Origin of the sequence: Flavobacterium terrisoli (assembly GCF_030167905.1) — a bacterium.
GTDB classification, from domain to species: domain Bacteria; phylum Bacteroidota; class Bacteroidia; order Flavobacteriales; family Flavobacteriaceae; genus Flavobacterium; species Flavobacterium terrisoli.
This window is the reverse complement of record NZ_JARGNA010000010.1, coordinates 21,711-43,325: the sequence shown is the minus strand read 5'-3', so window position 1 is coordinate 43,325 and position 21,615 is coordinate 21,711. Positions and strand designations below refer to the sequence as shown.

Annotated in this window: 8 protein-coding genes; 5 read left to right on the top strand and 3 right to left on the bottom strand. The window is 39.2% G+C overall.

Translation table 11 applies throughout. The annotated features are described in order from the left end of the window. Positions 1 to 31: 31 nt before the first annotated feature. The 3 genes from P1K33_RS14340 to P1K33_RS14330 all read right to left on the bottom strand — a co-directional run bounded on the left by P1K33_RS14340 (position 32) and on the right by P1K33_RS14330 (position 8,290). Positions 32 to 6,922, bottom strand: a complete 6,891-nt coding sequence (locus P1K33_RS14340; protein WP_284653683.1) for a T9SS type A sorting domain-containing protein — start codon at positions 6,920 to 6,922, stop codon at positions 32 to 34. Positions 6,923 to 7,282: 360 nt separating this feature from the next. Beyond that, positions 7,283 to 7,774, bottom strand: coding sequence for a LuxR C-terminal-related transcriptional regulator (locus P1K33_RS14335; RefSeq protein WP_284653682.1), 492 nt, complete (start codon positions 7,772 to 7,774; stop codon positions 7,283 to 7,285). A gap of 159 nt (positions 7,775 to 7,933) precedes the next feature. Further along, positions 7,934 to 8,290 carry a hypothetical protein gene (locus P1K33_RS14330; RefSeq protein WP_284653681.1) on the bottom strand — a complete coding sequence of 119 codons (357 nt, stop codon included), beginning with the start codon at positions 8,288 to 8,290 and terminating at the stop codon, positions 7,934 to 7,936. Positions 8,291 to 8,956: 666 nt separating this feature from the next. On the opposite strand from P1K33_RS14330, the gene P1K33_RS14325 reads away from it, so the two are divergent. From P1K33_RS14325 to sov, 5 genes are all read left to right on the top strand, one after another. Continuing rightward, positions 8,957 to 10,429 (top strand): sensor histidine kinase, encoded by a 1,473-nt coding sequence (locus tag P1K33_RS14325; RefSeq protein ID WP_284653680.1) that lies wholly within the window; start codon positions 8,957 to 8,959, stop codon positions 10,427 to 10,429. A 29-nt stretch (positions 10,430 to 10,458) separates the two neighbouring features. Beyond that, positions 10,459 to 11,079 (top strand): response regulator transcription factor, encoded by a 621-nt coding sequence (locus tag P1K33_RS14320; RefSeq protein ID WP_284653679.1) that lies wholly within the window; start codon positions 10,459 to 10,461, stop codon positions 11,077 to 11,079. 148 nt (positions 11,080 to 11,227) lie between these two features. After that, the gene (locus tag P1K33_RS14315; RefSeq protein WP_284653678.1) at positions 11,228 to 13,519 is read left to right on the top strand and encodes an NADP-dependent malic enzyme; all 2,292 of its coding nucleotides are present in this window, start codon (positions 11,228 to 11,230) and stop codon (positions 13,517 to 13,519) included. A gap of 84 nt (positions 13,520 to 13,603) precedes the next feature. Further along, positions 13,604 to 14,185: a Holliday junction branch migration protein RuvA gene (gene ruvA / locus P1K33_RS14310; RefSeq protein WP_284653803.1), complete on the top strand. Its 582-nt coding sequence runs from the start codon at positions 13,604 to 13,606 to the stop codon at positions 14,183 to 14,185. A gap of 39 nt (positions 14,186 to 14,224) precedes the next feature. Further along, positions 14,225 to 21,523 carry a T9SS outer membrane translocon Sov/SprA gene (sov, locus tag P1K33_RS14305; protein ID WP_284653802.1) on the top strand — a complete coding sequence of 2,433 codons (7,299 nt, stop codon included), beginning with the start codon at positions 14,225 to 14,227 and terminating at the stop codon, positions 21,521 to 21,523. The last annotated feature ends 92 nt before the right edge of the window (positions 21,524 to 21,615 follow it).

Here is a 21,615-nt window from a genome sequence, read left to right as displayed (position 1 = left end):
CTCGTCACCCTTTTCAGAAATAATCGTGGTGTTATAATTTCTGAGCTTTTACTACAGTTCTTTCCATGCCTTGAGTGATTTCTACGAAATACAAACCGCTGGTTAACTCGCTTCCAAAACGTACAATCTCTTTTGGATTGGAGATAAACTCTTTGATTATTCTTCCGTTAGTATCTATAATTCTTATAGAAACATTGTCTTCACTCGATGACACAATATGCAGGTCAAAGCTATCTTTAGATGGATTTGGTGCTACAGTTGATGACAAGTATTCATCTATTTCACCTTTTGCTGAACAGTTTGGTGCTAAAGTGACACTGGTCTCACTGCCAGGAATATTTACACCATTGATTTGACTAACAAAATTGTATTGACAGGTTGGCGCCGCTCCGGTGAATGTTGAGTTCACTATGGATTTAGCATTGAATTTAGCAAATAAGATATATTGCGCGCCGGGCACAGCATTGGTTATACAAACCTGACTGGTGCCTAATACAACTTGAGCTCCACCAGCTACAGTACCACAACTGGCATTGTATAAAGTAATCTGATTGTTTTGGTTAATGGCAAAAAGGTCGAGTTGGCCGGGACAGTTTTTGGTTTCTATGATATTCACACAGAAACTGGCTGATGGCGCAATTAAACTTGTGCTGTAGAAGAACTGACCAGGAGTTACATTTGAAACTTTATTTTGTCTGGTAGAATAACACAACTGCCCAATTAATTGACTGCTGGAATTATTATTATATCCGGTACAAGTTTGGGCAGTGTGGTATATTCCTGCTGCGTTACAAGAAGTAGGGACTCCATTAACAACAGCCAGTGTTGTAGAAGAAATACAACCGCTACTGTTTTTTACGGTTACATTATAATTGGTTCCTGCAGTAAGACCGCTAAAGATGTTGCTGGATTGGTATGTTCCGTTGTTTAGGGCATAAGTTAATCCAGTTCCTGTTGGTGCTGTTACGGTGATTGTAGCGGTAGCAGTGCTACAAGTTGGCTGTGTTATGCTAACAGTTGGTGCAGCAGGTGTTGCAGGTTGTTGACCAAGCTGTGCCAATGTTGCCGAAGAAATACAACCACTACCATTTTTCACTGTTACGTTATAACTAGTATTGGCTGCAAGACTAAGGAAAGTCGTATTACTTTGATAAGCACCACCAATGCTGTAAGTCAATCCGGTTCCTGTCGGAGCGGTTATTACAATTGAACCTGTTGCTGAAGTACAGCTAGGTTGTGTTATGCTTACAGTTGGTGCTACTGGTGTTGCCGGCTGTTGGCCAATTGGGGCCGATGTTGCCAGAGAAATACAACCGCTGCTGTTTTTCACCGTTACATTGTAACTAACATTAGCTGCAAGTCCAGAGAAAGTTGTGCTGGCTTGATAAGTGCCACCAACACTATACGTTAATCCACTTCCAGTCGGAGCTGTAACCGTAATGCTTCCGGTAGCTACAGTACAAGTGGGTTGTATTGTAGTCACCGTAGGAGCCACTGGTGTTGCCGGTTGGGCATTAATCGTAGTTCCGGTAGCGGAAGAAATACAGTTATTAGTATCTTTAAATGTTACATTATAATTACCATTTGTCAAACCTGGGAAAGAAGGACTAGGTTGAAAAGGGCCATTATTGATACTGTAACTATAACCACTTCCTGTAGGTGAGGTAACTGTAATGGTACCGGTTGCCAAAGTACAAGTTGGTTGTGTTGTAGATAATACCGGTCCTGCAATTTGATTACAAGAGACGGTAACGGATACTGTTGCCTGATCACAATTGGTTGGATTAATGATTTGACAAATTTGATAAGTCAGAGTATATGTCCCCGGAGGAGTTCCTGGATTTACAACGACACTGGTTCCTGATAATGAAATACCCGGATTGGTTACGGATACCTGTGTAGTATTCACTTGCGCCGGATTTACAGGTTGACCGTTTAAGGTGTCATTAACCAAAACATTAGTCAATGCAGTACCGCCGGTATTAGTGTTCACTGGTGTCCCAATATCATTTACAGCGTCAATAGGCGGAGCGGTAACAGTTACAAATACAGTCGCTTGATCACAATTATTAGGATTTGTAATTTGACAAATTTGATAAATTAAGGTGTAAGATCCTGCAGGTGTTCCGGCGGCAACCTGAACATTGGTGCCGTTTAAAGTAATGCCCTGATTGCTTGAAGAAACCAGCGTGGTATTTACCTGAGCAGGATTAACCGGTTGACCGTTCAAAGTATCATTGGCTAGCACATTGGTAAAAGTACCGCCAGTGTAACCATTAATAGGAGCCGGAGTATCATTCACGGCATCAATTGTCGGAGCGGTTACTGTTACAGTTACTGTCGCCTGATCACAATTGCTTGGATTGATGATTTGACAGATTCTATAAACTAGGGAATAATTACCGGAAGGAGTTCCTGCGGCGACAACCACATTGGTGCCGGATAATGATATACCGGCATTGGTAGAGGATACAAAAGTGGTATTTACCTGATTCGCAATTATTGGTTGACCGTTTAAGGTATCATTGACTAAAACATTGGTAAAGGATGTTCCTCCCGTGAAACCATTTACACTCGCACCGGCATCATTCACGGCATCAATAACAGGTGCCGTAACTGTAACAGAAACTGTTGCTTGGTCACAATTGTTAGGATTAATGATTTGACAAATTTGATAAGTCAAAGTATAAGATCCTGCTGGCGTTCCAGCGGCAACTTGAACATTAGTGCCGTTTAAAGATATACCTGCGTTCGTTGAAGAAACAAAGGTGGTATTCACTTGAGCCGGAATTACCGGTTGACCGTTTAAAGTATCATTGGCCAAGACATTGGTGAAAGAGGTTCCACCAGTATAACCATTAACACTTGCGCCAGTGTCGTTAACCGCATCAATAACCGGAGCAGTAACCGTTACGGTAACCGTTGCCTGGTCACAATTGTTTGGATTAGTAACCTGACAGATCCTATAAACTAAAGAATAATTCCCTGCCGGAGTTCCAGCTGCTACGTTTACATTAGTGCCTGATAAAGTAATTCCGGCATTGGTAGAAGATACAAAAGTGGTATTCACATGCGCAGGATTTACAGGTTGACCATTTAAGGTATCATTGACTAAAACATTGGTAAAGGATGTTCCTCCTGTGAAACCATTAACACTTGCACCAGCATCATTCACGGCATCAATAGCCGGAGCAGTAACCGTTACTGAAACTGTTGCCTGATCACAATTGCCAGGATTGGTGATTTGACAGATTCTGTAAACTAGGGAATAATTGCCCGAAGGAGTTCCCGCAGCTACATTTACACTGGTTCCTGATAAAGTGATTCCGGCATTAGTCGATGAGACAAAAGTGGTATTCACTTGGTTTGCAATTACTGGTTGACCATTTAAGGTGTCATTAACCAAAACATTTGCCAAAGATGTTCCTCCTGTGAACCCATTTACATTGGCACCATTATCATTGATCGCATCAATAACCGGAGCAGTAACATTAACCGTTACTACAGCTTGGTCACAATTGGTTGGATTGATGATTTGACAAATTTGGTATGTTAAAGTATAAGATCCTGCAGGGGTTCCGGCAGCAACCTGAACATTGGTTCCGTTCAAGGTTATGCCGGCATTGGTTGAAGAGACAAACGTGGTATTGACCTGGGCCGGAACAACCGGAGCGCCATTCAAGGTATCGTTAGCCAATACATTGGTAAAAGTTCCTCCAGTATAACCATTTATAGGTTGTGATGTATCATTAACCGCATCAATAACCGGAGCAGTAACATTAACTGTTACTACAGCTTGATCACAATTGCTTGGATTGTTTATTTCACAAATTCTGTAGGTCAGCGTATAAGATCCTGCAGGAGTTCCGGCAGCAACCTGAACATTGGTTCCGTTTAAGGTTATGCCGGGATGGGTTGAAGAAACAAATGTTGTATTTACCTGAGCCGGAATTACCGGTTGACCATTCAAAGTATCATTGGCCAAAACATTGGTGAATGTTCCTCCCGTAAAACCATTTATGGGTTGGGAAGTATCATTAACCGCATCAATCACAGGAGCAGTAACCGTTACGGAAACTGTTGCCTGATCACAATTGGTTGGATTGATAATCTCACAAATTTTATAAACCAGCGAATAATTCCCTGCCGGAGTACCAGCGGCAACCTGAACATTGGTCCCGTTTAAGGTTATGCCGGGATTTGTAGAAGAAACGAAGGTAGTAGTCACTTGAGCCGGAATTACCGGCTGACCATTTATAGTATCATTAGACAAAACATTCGTAAAGGTTCCGCCGGTGTAACCATTAATTGGTGCCGAAACATCATCATTGGCAATGATTACATTAATTGGTGTTGGCGTTGATGTCGAGGTGTTGTTACCCGGATTTGGATCGGGTTGGTTCCCGGTTATCGTAGCCGTGTTAGCATAACTGCCGGTAGCTCTCACTGTAGCCGTTATGGTCAACGTAGCGTTACTTCCTGCATTTAAATTGCCAATTGTCCAAACTCCTGTGCCATTGTTATAAGTTCCTGTAGAGACAGTTGAACTTACATAAGTATAACCGTTAGGCAATACATCCGTAACAGTAACACCATCAGCATCTCTTGGTCCGGCATTAGCCGCAAGGATAGTAAAGGTTACATTTGAACCTACGATTGGGGTTGCACTGCTTGGCGTTTTGAGGACGCTCAAATCAGAAGCATTACAATTCAATGACCCGGTGCCACCATCGTCACTGTCTTTGGTGTTTACAAAAGCACCATAAACATTGACATTGTTTATCACACTGGCCAAAGAACCGATCCTGATTTGGATTTCATCAAAAGGCAATGTGGCTTTAAAACCAACATTATAAAATCCTGGTCCGCTTCCTAAAATCGGAACCAGTAAAGACAAGCTGATTAATTGTGCGCCTGTTCTTGCTTCCTGAAATGATCCATTGTTGTATGTTGAAATCGTTAACGATTGGAATAAATCGAGTTCAATTAAATTATTGAGGTCTTTTATGGTGAATCCCGCAAAAGTTCCCGGAGGATAAGTAAACAATTGGTCCTTAACCGCAATGGCACCTGATTCAATAACCCCTGCAGTAATTGTGATGCGGGCATAATCAGTGGTATTCGCAGTTAAAACATTTCCAACATCATTTATGGCACAAGCTGCACAAGCCAGACCGCTGATGCCTGATTTTGCACCATCAATGTAAACTGGGAAAGCCGGACTTGTCCAAGCGTAAGATTTGTTACACTCGACTGTAGCCGGACAGAATTTTTGCAGTACAGCACTGTACACTTTCACCGTTCCTAAAGTCACTGTTGCCAGATTGGTCAGCGTTATTTGAACTTCATCAAAAGGTAAGGTTGTTACAAAACCTATGGTTTGTCTGCCGGTTCCAACAATAAGAAAGGTGTTGACCGAAATTAGTGGGCCATTTCCGGTTTTGGTTTCCTGTTGGGCGCCATTTAAATAGGTTGTTACCCGTATGGCATCAAAAACATTGGCATTCAATAAAGCGATGCTTTCAATATCAAATCCGGCAAAAGTTCCGGCCGGATAATCGGTAATTTGGTCTTTTACAGAGATTTTTGAAGCGGTTCCAACGCTTGCTGTCAAATCGATTAAAGCATAATTATTAGGATCTGTATCGATCAATCTGTCGGTATTAACAATAGAACAAAGGGCACAAACTAAACCATCAATTCCTGTTCTTACGCCATTAATAAAAACAGGATAAACAGGTGCGCTAATGGCTGTTGGCGTATTACAAGGCAAAGCCGGACCGGCACAGAATTTTTCAAAAACTGCACTGTAAATTCTGGTTTGACCAAGACTAACTCCTACAGTTTGGTTGAGATTGATTTGAATCTCATCAAACGAAGTGTTGGCAACGAAGCCTAATGTATAACGGCCATTCGAATTGAGTACAGCGCCATTGGCAAGAAGATTGGTTCCTGAAAACTGCTCTTTAAACACGCCATTTAGAAAAGTTTTTATTTGCACATTACTCAGCGCGGAAACGCTGACTAAATTTAGATTGAAAATATCAAAACCGGCAAAAGTACCTGCGGGATAATCAGTGGCTTCATCTTTTACAGACAAACTTGCTGTACCTAATACACCGGCGATTAAATTTAAATCGGCATAATCGGTTGTGCTGGAAGATATAGCACTTTCAGGATTGTTGATGCTTCCAACACTCACTCCTGATAATCCGGTATGTGAATTTTCGATTGCGGCTGGAAAAGTTGGAAGATTTAAAGCCGTTGGGGTATTACAAGACAAATCCGGTCCAGCGCAATAGCTTCTGATGACCGGATAGTATACATTGATTGAAGTAGCAACACCTGCTAAACTATTGATGGAAATTTCAATTGCATCGAAGGACAAATTAGTGTTGAATCCTAAAATATAATTCCCCGGATTCGACAGCAAACTTAAGTTGATAAGTGAAGCACCCGTTGAGGTTTCTCTTAATGTGCCGGCAAGATAAGTTCTTATCGAAATATTGTTCAATAAATCTACAGAGATTATACCGCCGCTAGGAGCAATCCTAAAACCGGCAAAAGTCCCGGAAGCAAAAATATCATTGCTGTCGGTAGCTCTTAATCTATGGGTTACACCCAATCCAATTAAGGTGGATGCTGTTGCGTAATTGGTTTGATTGGAATCGGTTATTCTTGAGATGTTTGAGACGCCACATCCTAATATACAGGCACCGGTAGTTGTAGTGGTGGCTGTTAAATTATCAAACGTACCAGCGATTAATGGAATTGGCACTTCAGAATTACATTGTACTGTGCCATTGGATAAAAGTGATGATTTTTTGGTTTCATCTTTACCATTTTTGGTGTTGGAAAAACATTCCACACTGCCAAGAATAATAAACAACATTAATAATGAAAAAATAATTTTTGATTTCATAGTGTAGCTTTTTTGGGTTTGTACTGAGTTATGTTTTTTGTTAAACAGCCAAAATTTTGGGGGAATTTTTTGAGACTTAATTATGATTTTTGAGACAATTAAGAATGCTGTTCGTGAAATTTTATTAGGAACGCATAAGAGTTTTTCAAAGCTTTCCCTACAAATTTCTTAAAAAAAACATAGACAAACTGTCATTTTTCGGGTAGTATTCGGGTAGTATTTGTGATTTATCGTGTATTTTGTCGATAGTTTTCGCGTTTTGTAAAAAATGTTAAATTATAGCAATCGCGAAACGTGATTAATAAAAAACTTCTAACCAATTGGTTAGAAGTTTTTAAAAATAAAGTAGTTTTTGAATAATTAACTTTGAGTGAGCCAAAGAGTCTTTCTATCCTTTACATGAAGGACGTGATAGATGTTTTTGATGTGGTATTTTACGGTATTCTCCGAAATGAATAGTTTGTCTGCGATTTGTTTGTTGGAATATCCAAAGGCCATCAAATCGACTATTTTTTGTTGGCGTTCATTCAAAGCCAAAGATTGTTGTCTGTGTTCTTCCTGTATCTGTTTCAGATCCTCATTGGTATTTGTGATCTTCAGATATTCATCCAATTTGGATTTTATCATTGAAGATTCATAAACCAAAGCTTTGTTTTGCTTCCACAAAAGCACAGAAAAGAGACACAGCATAATGACTGTTAAAGTTAAGAGTGCAATAACTTGTCTCTGGTTTTCTGTTTTTGGGCTTTCAATAAAGCTAGCGGTATTTATATTGTTTTTGGATTCATCTGAATATGATTTTTGAGTCTCATTCAAGGTGAGCGTGGGTTTGGTTTTTTCCCCGGTTGCCATGAGGCTAAAGCTGTTTGCGAATGATTGTGTTGAAAAGATAAACGCAACCAATAACCCATAAAGGATTATGGTTATAGATTTGTTGTTTTGATGGATACTGTGCTTGTTGGTTAATATCATCTCAAAGCGTTTTACTTTTTATTTAACTTGCCAATGTCTTTAATTGATATTGGTATCAATGAATGTTTTCATTTCGTTTCGCGGCTTTAATAAGTCGAGACTTATTATTCTTTTGTTTTTTTGAAACTCTTCTGTTATTTCCTTTAAACTCGATCCCAAAAATAATATACTGTGCATATTGGTAATGGTCTTGAATAAAATAGCGATGTCCTTTGGTTCGGTTGCAATAATGAAAAAAACATCATAAGCCGAATAATTGTAATCATCAATTGATTTCATGTTGCTGCATACATCAATAGAAAAGTTTTTGAGGTACTGTTTAATTATAAACTCAGAAAACTTATCAGTCGTGTCGTAAACAAAAATCCTTTTGTTTTTAATTTGTCTCAATTCCATAGTCTGTCATCAATTTAGTTTATACAATTTTTATAAAACTAACCCCAATCATCATACAAATTATTGCTTTTGAATTCAGCAAAGTGACTTTTAAGCCGATTCATTTTCAAACAATACAAAGCATAAAATCGCGATATGTACCTTATTTACGTCGTGGGTTAAATATTGGTTTTCTCAAAAGGCGATTTTTTCTTGAAATGTTTTTTAAATAATAAATGCTCAGATTTTGTTTTAAAAACTAAATCACGAACATCCGGTTGTTCTTGCGTTAAGTCAGATTTGGTAAAGGTTTATTCAAATTTAGATTTAGGGCTTCATTCCATTTTCCACGTGTCTTCAAGACGATTTTTTAATAACATAATTCTAATATTTTCAATGATTTTGACAATTATTGGAAATTATTTCCGTCAAATAATGCATTATTAAAAATACTGCCATTAAAAAAAATAGTATTTTAGATACGTTTAATTCAAAATTAAGCCATAATTATTACAATTTTATTTTTTTATTATAAAGAAAAACTTACTTAAATACAAAATTATGACTACTTTATAATCGATTAAATTCTATGTGTCAATGGACTGATTCCTACATATTTAATAGAATTATTGTCGTATTTTTTGAATAGAAAGAAAATGGTTGCCGGTTAATTAAACACAATTGCGAATGTCTAAGCTCAGGATCTTTAAATATTCTAAAAAACCTACGGTTACCATACTGATGGTCATCATTTTTTTGTCCTGTGCCTTATTGATTTTTATCAACTTTTTTACCATTAAAATTCTCTCGGGAAGCAGGGCTTATGTTAATGGGGAATCTCATTATTCCAAAGGGCAAAAAGACGCCGTGCGTCATCTTATCACGTATCTTTATACAGAAGATGCCACACAGTGGGAGCTTTACAAAATTGAGTTAAGTGTTCCGCAAGGTGATGGCTTTGCACGAATTGCATTGATTAACCACGAAAGTGACAGCATCGTTAAGAAAGGTTTCAGGGCAGGAAGAAACCACGAAGATGATTTACAGGATTTGATCTGGGTTTTTAAAAATTTCAAATCCATTCCGTTTATCCATAAAGCCATCCAGGAATGGGAACAAGGAGATGCTTTGATCAAGCGGATTGAATTGATTGGTCTCGAAATCCACGAAAAAATTTTAAAGGGAAACTTGACACAACAGGCCAGAAGGGATTTTTTGAGCAGATTGAGCATAGTCAGTGACGGACTCACGATCAATGAAAGGAACTTTTCTAATACGCTGGGTGAAGGAACACGACAAATACGAGATTATTTGATGCTGGCTAATGTGCTTTTTGTGCTGATTATTTTTGGAAGCGTAAGTTTTTATTATTCCACAATGATTAAAAGATTGTTGTCTTCCAAACATGAAATCGATGAAACCAACAAGCATTTGCATTCCATTATTCTCGATTTGGAAAGTACAAAAACAGATTTGTCAAGAGAAATAATCCAACAAAGGAAAATAATCGGAACGATTAGCCATGATATCAGAAGTCCGTTAAAATACATCGTTTTAATTGGGAATTATTTGTTTGACCAAACCAAAAAAGAAAAAGATTCTACCTTGCATAAGTACACCAGTTCTATGCTTAAATCGTCCACGCAGCTTTATGAATTTACCAAAGTGTTAATCGAGTATTCCGATATTTATATTGAAGACAAAGCCCATGAACAATCTAACTATTCGTTCTATGATTTGGTTCAAAGCAAGGTTGAATTATTTAAGGAAATTGCCGCGAGCAACAATTCAGTTCTTATCAATACCGTTGGCAAGAATCTCACGTCGCATGTCAATGAAAGGATTATCTCAATCATTGTTCATAATCTGCTCGATAATGCAGTGAAGCATACAGTTAAGGGTAAAATTGAAGTTTGTGCCTATGCCAATAATGAAAAAATGGTTTTTTGGGTAAAAGATACCGGATCGGGAATGAGCCAGGATTTAATAGATTATTATACCAATCTTTTTAAAAATAAGGAATCCGAGAAGCTGATTTTGAATAACTTTGGTATCGGATTGCATTTTGTACTGGAATTGCTTATCATTATAAAAGGAAATATCATTTTTTCAAGTGTTATTAATGAAGGAACGACCGTGACCATTGAAATTGATAACTAAAGGATTAGAACACAATTTAAAAGTAAACTATGTCAAAAATTTTAATTGTAGATGACCATCTTGTTGTGCGAACAGGAGTTTCGATAATTCTTGAGGAAAGTTTTAAGGATGTAGAACTTTTTACCACCGAAAATTATCCGGAGACTATTGCATTTCTAAAGGAAGAAGAAGTGGAATTGATTATCCTCGATATCAATATTCCGGGCGGGAAAAACAAAGAAATGATTTCCGAAATAAAAGAACTGCAGCCCAATGTCAAAGTCCTGATTTTTTCGGTTTATGACGAAGCCACGCATGCCTATCAATACATAGTCGCAGGCGCCAATGGCTATCTGAACAAACTGAGCGATAAAGACAAAATAATCCTCGCTGTGGATACGATTTTAAAAACCGGAAACTACTTTTCACCCGATTTTGTTTCGACGATTATCAATGCTTCCATCAACAAACAAGCGATGAATCCGTTGGATAAATTGTCAAAAAGAGAAATGGAAATCACCGAATTATTGGTCGAAGGCAATGGAAATCTTGAGATTGCCAATAAGCTTAACATCCAAATGACTACGGTGAGCACACACAAGAATAAGATATTCAACAAACTCAATATCAAAAACATAGTTGAATTAATTTCGCTTTTTAACAATCGTTAGCACCGGTTTTCTGAACGCCTGAATACCAATTATTTTGGCGCAATAGCGCCTGAAATACAGCTTTTAATTTGTTTAAAAGAAAACCTTCAAAAATTTCCTTTTTACATTGATACTTCTACCTTTGTAAGTCAGAACAAAACAAACCAAAATGAATAAATACAGTAAGCGAAGAGAAGCACTCTTGTACCACGCCAAACCTACGCCTGGTAAAATCCAAGTGGTGCCAACCAAAAAATATGCGACCCAAAGAGACTTGTCTTTGGCATATTCTCCCGGAGTTGCTGAACCTTGTTTGGAAATTGCCAAAGACGTTAACAACGTTTATAAATATACTGCCAAAGGAAATTTGGTAGCCGTTATCAGTAATGGAACAGCCGTTCTAGGTTTGGGCGACATCGGTCCCGAAGCATCAAAACCGGTAATGGAAGGAAAAGCATTATTGTTTAAAATCTTTGCCGGTATCGATGTTTTTGATATCGAAGTCGGCACCAAAGATGTAGATGCTTTTATCGAAACCGTAAAAAATATTGCGCCAACTTTTGGTGGTATCAATCTGGAAGATATCAAAGCGCCGGAGTCATTCGAAATCGAAAGACGTTTGGTGGAAGAACTGAATATCCCGGTGATGCACGATGACCAACACGGAACAGCTATCATATCTTCTGCCGCATTGTTGAATGCTTTGGAATTGGCCAAAAAGAAAACTACTGAAGTTAAAATTGTGGTTTCCGGTGCCGGTTCTGCAGCGTTGGCTTGTGCCAATTTGTATATTTTGCTGGGAGTAAAAGCTGAAAATATCGTCATGTTTGACAAAGACGGCGTGCTTTCTCCTGAACGAACTGATTTATCCGATTTGCAAAAAAGATACACCTATGGAAAAGCAGGAACTACTTTGACGGAAGCCTTAGTTGGTGCCGATGTTTTCCTTGGATTATCAGCCGGAAATATAATGTCTGCCGAAATGCTTCTGGGCATGGCCAAAAACCCGATTGTTTTCGCGATGGCGAATCCAATTCCGGAAATTGACTATGACTTGGCGGTTAAAACCCGTAAAGATATCATAATGGCGACAGGACGTTCGGATCATCCTAATCAAGTGAATAACGTATTGGGTTTTCCTTATATTTTCCGTGGTGCGCTAGACGTTCGTGCGACAAAAATTAACGAAGAAATGAAGATGGCAGCGGTGCATGCTTTGGCCGAATTGGCGAAAGAACCGGTGCCGGAACAAGTCAATATCGCTTATGGTGAAACCCGTTTGAATTTTGGTAAGGATTATATCATTCCAAAACCATTTGACCCGAGATTAATCACGCAAGTCGCACCGGCTGTGGCGAGAGCCGCAATGAATTCGGGTGTGGCATTGAACCCAATTACCGATTGGGAGAAATATGAAGAGGAACTATTAGAGCGTTTAGGTTCCGATAATAAAATGGTTCGTCTGTTGACTAACCGCGCGAAAACCGATCCGAAACGTGTGGTTTTTGCCGAAGCCGATCATTTGGATGTGTTGAAAGCGGCGCAGATTGCTTATGAGGAAGGCATTGCCAAACCAATTTTGTTAGGCAATAAAGAATTGATTTTGGAGCTTAAGGAAGAACTGGGCTTTGATGCCGAAGTCCCCATTTTTGATCCAAAAACCAAAGAAGAAGACAAACGCCGAATGAAATATGCCGACATCTATTGGAAGTCAAGGCAACGCAGGGGAATCTCGTTGTTGGATGCCCAAAAATGGATGCGAGAACGTAATTATTTTGCCGCGATGATGGTCAATGAAGGCGATGCCGATGCCATGGTTTCGGGTTATTCCAGAAGTTATCCGTCAACAGTAAAACCTTTGATGCAATTGATAGGGAAAGCACCGGGAATTACCTTGATTGCCACGACCAATATGATGATGACCAATCGCGGACCAATGTTTTTATCGGATACGGCAATCAATCCAAATCCAACCGCAGATGAATTGGCCAAAATTGCATTGATGACTGCCAAAACCGTTCGCATGTTCGGAATGGATCCGGTAATTGCGATGGTTTCGTTCTCCAATTTTGGTTCGTCAACGCATGAAAGTGCAACCAAAGTGAGAGAAGCAGTGGCTTATCTGCATAAATATTACCCCGATTTAGTGGTTGATGGTGAAATCCAAACCGACTTTGCCCTAAACCCTGAAATGCTCAAAAACAAATTCCCATTCTCCAAATTGGCCGGGAAAAAAGTAAATACGCTGATTTTCCCGAATTTGGAATCGGCCAATATCAATTACAAATTGTTGAAAGAGTTGTACAAAGTGGATTCTGTAGGACCAATCATGTTGGGAATGGAGAAAGCCGTACACATTTTCCAATTGGGTGCCAGCGTAGAGGAAATGGTCAATATGGTCGCTGTTTCAGTAGTAGACGCACAAGAAAAAGAGAAGCGAAAAAAGATGACAGCCAAATAGTTTTGGTAATATTGTTCAGATATTGAAGGGCGATGATGTCAGTTGAAGAATTTTGTTATATTTGGGACTAGATTTCAATTAATGATGATTGCACATATTCAAGGTAAATTAGTAGAAAAAACGCCAACAGAAGTTGTAATCGACTGCAATGGTGTGGGCTATCATATTAATATTTCTTTACACACATTTTCATTACTCCCCAATACTGATTTTATCAAATTATTCACCCATCTTCAGATTAAGGAAGATGCACATTCGCTGTTTGGTTTTGTAGAAAAATCAGAAAGAGAATTGTTTAAATTATTGTTGTCTGTATCAGGAATTGGCGCCAGTATTGCCAGAACGATGTTGTCTTCGTTAGATCCGAAACAAATCATTCATGCCATTGGAAGCGGTGATGTAGGAACAATACAATCCATCAAAGGAATTGGGAGTAAAACAGCCCAAAGAGTCATTTTGGATTTAAAAGAAAAAGTGTTAAAAATCTACGATTTGGACGAAATTTCGGTATCTCAACACAATATTAACAGAGAAGAATCGTTATCTGCTTTGGAGGTTTTGGGTTATGTTAGAAAAAGTGCTGAAAAAGTGGTGGATAAAATCATCAAAGAGAACCCGGAAGCAACGGTTGAAACAATAATCAAACAAGCATTAAAAAATTTATAATTCTTGGAAACAATATACGCTACGAAATCATTTTTTAATCTGAAAAAATTCCTTTTTGGAGTTGTTTTGCTCATTGGAGTAAATGCATTTTCTCAGGTAACTCCAACGCCGGTTCCAACTGCTCAGGATTCAACAGGTTACAATACCGGTAGAATGGAAATCAAGAATCCTAAAAGCATTGTCAATGCTTATACTTACGATCCGGTAACCAACCGCTATATCTATACCAGCACATTTGATGGATTCAACATCAATTACCCAATCATTTTAACACCAAAAGAATACCAGGAATTGGTGCTTCGCGAATCGATGCGCGAGTATTTCAAGAAAAAATCGGATGCGATTGATGGGAAAAAAGATGGAAGTGATGCTGCCAAAAAAGACTTATTACCAAGATATTATGTGAATTCGAGTTTCTTCGAAACCATTTTTGGAGGCAATACGATTGATGTAAAACCAACCGGTTCTGTCGAAATGGATTTGGGTGTTCGTTACACCAAGCAAGACAACCCGGCTTTATCACCAAGAAACAGAGCACAAACCACGTTCGATTTTGACCAAAGAATCAGCATGAGCCTGATGGGTAAAGTAGGAACACGTTTGAACGTGAATGCCAATTATGATACCGAATCGACTTTTGCTTTTCAAAACCTAATCAAATTAGAATACACGCCAACGGAAGATGACATCATTCAAAAAATTGAGGTTGGTAATGTGAGCATGCCATTGAGCAACTCATTGATTCGTGGTGCTCAGAGTTTGTTTGGGGTCAAAGCCCAATTACAATTCGGGAGAACAACGGTGACCGGAGTTTTCTCTGAACAGAAATCACAAACCAAATCGGTGACCGCTCAAGGTGGTGGAACGATTCAGGATTTTGAGATTTTCGGATTGGACTATGATTCAGACAGACACTTTTTCTTATCGCAATATTTTAGAAACAAATACGATAAAGCCCTTGAAGGTTATCCGTTCATCAACAGCAGGGTTCAGATTACCAGGATGGAAGTTTGGGTGACCAACAGACAAAACCGTGTAAATTCAACCAATAATAACCTTAGGAACATTATTGCACTTCAGGATTTAGGGGAATCTCAATACAATGGTTATGATGACTGGCAATTGGTTGCCATAGCAGAAGAGCCCAATCCGGCACCTGCAGGATTCTTTATTTATAATGCCACAGAAACACCACCGGACAATGACGGGAATGTACCTTCAGACAATAAAAACAACCAGTATGATCCGGGATTGATTAATGGAGGAACAGGTTTGTTGAACAATGATATTCGTGATATTGTCACTTCAAGTCAGGGATTCAATAATACCGTTAGCGAAGGAACCGATTATGCCAAATTGGAGAATGCCCGAAAATTGGCGCCAAACGAATATACGTTTCACCCGCAATTGGGATATATCTCTTTACAACAACGATTAGCCAATGACGAGGTTTTGGCAGTTGCTTATCAATATACCATTGGTGATGATGTTTATCAGGTTGGTGAATTTGGTACTGATGGAGTTGATGCTACCGTAGTTGAGGGAAGCGGAACTCCGGATGAAACCGTGTCTTCGCAAAGTTTGATTTTGAAAATGCTGAAAAGCAGTCTGACCAATGTTGAAAAACCTATTTGGAACTTGATGATGAAAAACATCTACCAAATTCCTGGTGCTTTTCAGTTGCAACAGGAAGATTTCAGATTCAATATTTTATACACCGATCCATCACCTTTAAATTATATTACTCCGGCAGGAACACCACCAGTAGCATTACCTGCTGATGTTGCCGATACACCTTTGCTGAAGGTATTTAATGTTGACAAACTGAATTACAATAATGACCCGCAAGCGGGAGGAGATGGTTTCTTCGATTTTTTACCTGGACTTACCGTTGACCAGCAAAATGGCCGACTTATCTTTACGACGGTTGAACCTTTCGGGAAGCATTTGTTTGAAAAATTAAGAACATCACCGGGCTCACCGGAAAATTATTATGGTGATCCTACCAGTATCGCTGACTATAACGACAATCAAAGAAAATACGTATTCCGCAACATGTACACCAGCACTCAGGCCGGTGCTTTACAAGATGCAGAGAAAAATAAATTCCAATTAAAAGGAAGATTCAAATCATCTGGTGGAGATGGAATTCCTATCGGAGCTTACAACGTACCAAGAGGTTCGGTTGTAGTTACTGCCGGTGGAAGAGTATTGCAGGAAGGAATTGATTATAGCGTCAATTACCAAGCGGGAAGAGTTCAGATTTTAGATCCTTCACTTCAGGCGTCCAGTACACCAATTCAGGTATCGGTTGAGAATAATGCCACTTTTGGTCAGCAAACCAGAAGGTTTATGGGAATTAATGTGGAACACAAGTTTTCAGATAAACTTTTGGTTGGAGGTACATTTATCAAAATGACCGAAAGACCGTTTACCCAAAAATCAAATTATGGACAGGAATCGGTAAATAACACCATTTTTGGTTTTAATGCTAATTATTCAACTGAAGTGCCCTTCTTAACCCGTTTGGCTAATAAGTTACCGAATATTGATACCGATGTCCCGTCTAATCTTTCTGTTAGAGGTGAAATAGCATTTTTGCAGCCTGATACACCAAAAGCCGATCAGTTTCAAGGTGAAGCTACGGTTTATGTAGATGATTTTGAAGGCTCGCAAACCACCATTGACATGCGATCTCCTTTATCATGGACTTTGTCAAGTGTACCAAAATGGGAACCACAGGTTATAGGCTATGAAGACTTTGGGGCTACTTCAGCTACTTTAACCTATGGTCATAAAAGAGCCAAATTAAATTGGTATACCATAGATCCAACCATTTATGTTGAAACACCAAGCGAGATTGGACAGGAAGGAATTTCCTTAAACAGTACCCGTAGAATTTTCAGCCGTGAATTGTTTCCGAATTTAGAGGTAGCAATTGGTCAGTCTCAAGTAATAAACACACTCGATTTGACTTATTATCCTCAGGAAAGAGGACCATATAATTACAATCAGGAGGCATTAAGTCCATCAGGATTTTTAAACCCTGAGAAAAACTTCGGAGGAATTACCCGTGCCATCAACTCAACCAATTTCGAACAAAGTAATGTTGAATACATCCAGTTTTGGGTCTTAGATCCTTATCTGGATGCAACAAACCCGGATGGAAATCCAATGAACGCAACAGATAATGTTGGTGATTTATTTATAAATCTTGGAGAGATTTCTGAAGACATACTGAAAGACGAACGCAAGCAATACGAAAACGGATTGCCTTCTAATAGCAGTTCTTCATCATTGACAAGCCCAACGGTTTGGGGTAGGGTACCTTCTTCCCAATCGCTGATTTATGCTTTCGATGTGGATGGCGCCAACAGAGCCGCTCAGGACGTTGGTTTTGACGGTTTCAATGATGCTGCCGAAAGTGGTTTAGACAATATTGGGGGTTATGCGGCTTTGCCGGATCCTGCCGCGGACAACTACCAATACTTTTTAGCGGCAAGCGGACCAAGTGTTTTCAAACGGTATAAAGATTATAATGGTCTTGAAGGCAATTCACCGGTTGATGTTTCAAACAACAATAGAGGTTCAACGACTATTCCTGATGTAGAAGACATCAACCGTGACAACACGATGAACACCGTGAATGCTTATTATGAATATAGAGTTAGAATTGAGCCAAGTACTTCTCCGCTTATGCAGGTTGGACAAAACTTCATCACAGACATAAAAGAAACGCCAGTTACTGACCTGCCAAATGGCGGATCAACCACAGCGCGTTGGTACCAATTTAAAATACCGGTAACACAACCGCTAAATGTGGTAGGAAGCATTTCAGATTTCCGTTCTATACGTTTTATGAGAATGTTCATGACCGGATTTAAGGAACCAGTCACACTTCGTTTCGGAGCTTTGGATTTGGTTCGTGGCGAATGGAGACGTTATGACAATTCATTCCAGCCAACAGACAGTGACCCGGATGACGACAATACTAACTTTGATGTATTGGCGGTAAATATTCAGGAAAATGCGACCAGACAACCTATTCCATATGTATTGCCGCCGGGAGTTACACGTGAAGATGTCGGTAACGGAAACCAAATCATCAGTCAAAATGAGCAATCATTATCCTTGAGAGCGGCAGGTGACGGCTTGGAAGTGGGTGACTCAAGAGCGGTATTCAAAAATGTGAATGTTGACATGCGTCAGTTCAATAAGCTAAAAATGTTTTTGCATGCGGAAGCATTGCCTACAGATAGTTCACCACTTCAGAATGACCAAATGGTGGCCTTTATCCGTTTTGGAAATGACTTTACCAACAATTTCTATCAAGTAGAAATTCCGTTAAAAGTAACGACTCCTAGTACAGGTCCGGGTGACCCTGAATTGATTTGGCCTTCAGAGAATGAAATCAATTTGGCGATGTCCTTATTGACTAAAATGAAGGTTAGGGCTTTGGGGATTGACCCGGCTACTATACCACCTGCAGATAATGGAGTTTATTACCCTGACCATGATGTATTGTTGCCGAATGGGGATGATGACCCAACATTGAGATTAGGAATCAAAGGAAATCCAAACTTTGGTCTGGTACGAACATTAATGGTCGGAATCAAAAACAATCATGACGACAGGGTCAGAGGAGAAGTTTGGTTTAATGAGTTGCGTATTGCCGATATGAATAACAAAGGTGGTATGGCTGCTGTTGTAAATGTAGATTCCAACATGGCCGACTTTGCGACGGTTTCTGCAACAGGAAGAATGAGTACGATTGGTTTTGGCGCCCTGGAAGAAGGACCAAATGAAAGAAGCAGAGAAGATGTTCAACAGTATAATTTGGTGACCAACTTCAGTCTGGGTAAATTATTGCCAAAAAAATGGGGCATCAACTTACCATTCAATTATGGTGTTGGAGAAGAAATCATCACGCCGGAGTATGATCCGTTTAATCAGGATATCAGATTAGAACAATTGATTAACACAACCACTGATCCTGCCGAAAGAGACAATATCAGGGAAAGAGCCATTGATTATACCAAAAGAACCAGTATCAACTTTATCGGAGTTAAAAAAGAAAGAGCACCGGAACAGAAACAACGTATCTATGATCTGGAGAATTTAACGCTTTCGTATTCTTATAATGAAGTTGAAAAGCACAATTATGAAATCGAAGATTTTATTGACCAGCAAGTAAGCACTTCTGTAGATTATACTTATGCGTTCAAAGCAAAACCTATAGAGCCATTAAAGAAAAACAAGTTTTTAAAGAAAAGTGAATATTGGAAATTGTTGAGTGACTTTAACTTCAACTATCTTCCCGCCAGCATTTCTTTCAGCTCTAATATCATGCGACAATACAACAGACAACAGTTCAGACAGGTTGAGGTTGGATTGCCTTTGGATCCATTGTTTAGAAGAAACTATATGTTTAATTACCAATACGGGTTCAATTACAACATTACCAAATCCTTAAAAGTAAACTTCACGGCATCAACACATAACATTGTTCGTTCGTATATGAGTGATGATAATGTGCCGGATAACAGCTATACCATTTGGACAGACTTTTGGAACATCGGAACGCCAAATCAACACAACCAACAGATTGTGGTGAATTATGAATTGCCAATCAATAAAATTCCATTCCTGTCATTTGTGAAATCTACCTATTCTTATACTGGGGATTACAGTTGGCAAAGAGCTTCATTGGCTTTAGCGGAAGTGGATGGTTTCGATTTAGGAAATACAATTCAGAATGCTGGTTCACACCGTTTGAACACGGCATTAAACATGGAATTGTTCTATAAATACATCGGTTTGGGTAAAAAACCGGCCGCAGCTCCGGCAAAACCGGCCGCAGCTCCGAAACCTGGAGAAAAAATTACCAATACAAGACCACAACCGGCGGCGAATACCAATGTCTTTTTGGATGGATTAAAAGGCGTATTGACCAGTGTGAAAAACATTCAGGTTAATTATACCAGAAATGAAGGAACATTGCTACCGGGATTCTTGCCAAGTTTAGGCTTCTTTGGTTCAGCCAAACCGTCATTTGGATTTGTTTTTGGGGCGCAGGATGATGTTCGATATGAAGCAGCCAAAAGAGGATGGTTGACCGGTTATCAGGATTTTAACCAAAGCTATACGCAAACCATTACCAAAACCCTGGAAATGACCGCTAATGTTGATTTGTTCCCTGATTTCAAAATCGATTTGACGGCCAACAGAACCTATGCGGAAAACTTCTCAGAACAATATGATGTTGATCCAACTAGCGGACTATATAACCCGCGTTCGCCATACAGTTTTGGTAATTTCTCGATTTCAACAGTGTTGATTGCCACTTCATTTGGCAAAAGTGATGAAAACGGCTCGGCGGCATTTGACGATTTCAGAAATTACCGCTTGCAGATAGCCGACAGGTTAGCAGCACAAAACGGAACACTTGGTCTGGGACGATATGGAGATACCCAGAATCCACTACCAGATCAGACCTTAGAGCCGGAAAAATATGCTTTTTATCTTGCTAACTTGGGATATCCTGTAGGATATGGAAAAAACAATCAGGCCGTTTTGATTCCGGCTTTCATGGCGGCTTACACAGGAACCTCTTCCGGTGGCGTTTCCTTAAGTGCTTTCAGAGACATTCCAATTCCAAACTGGAACATAAAATACAGCGGTTTGATGCGTTACAAGTTTTTCAAAGACAAGTTCAAAAGATTCTCGATACAACATGCCTATAGAGCTTCTTATACTATTAACTCTTTCCGTTCTAATTTTGAATATGATGAAGATCCGGGTGGACAAGCTGATGATTATGGCAATTACCATAATAAAACCATTATCGCCAATGTCAACTTGGTGGAGCAGTTCAATCCACTGGTGAGATTTGATTTTGAAATGAAAAACTCTTTCAAAATTTTAGCTGAGATGAAAAAAGACAGAAGTTTATCGATGAGTTTTGACAATAACTTATTGACCGAAGTTCAAGGAAAGGAATTCATCATTGGTTTGGGATATAGATTTAAGGATGTGATCTTCTCTTCGCAATTGGCTGATAACCCAACGGGAATCATCAAAAGTGATATCAATGTGAAAGTAGATTTCTCATACAGAAACAATAAAACCATTGTGCGTTATTTAGATTATGACAATAACCAATTGGGTGGAGGACAAAACATCTGGTCAGCAAAATTAACTGCCGATTATTCGTTTAGCAAAAACCTTACGGCGATTTTCTTCTATGACCATTCGTTCTCAAAACCGGTGATTTCAACATCGTTCCCGCTGACTAACATCAGAACCGGATTTACGATGCGTTATAATTTCGGAAATTAATGAGCGAAAGATTTTAATAATCTGTATAGAAATTATACTTTTGGGGAAAATTTAATACAACACAAACCGAGGCGTGCCGAACTGTATGGAGC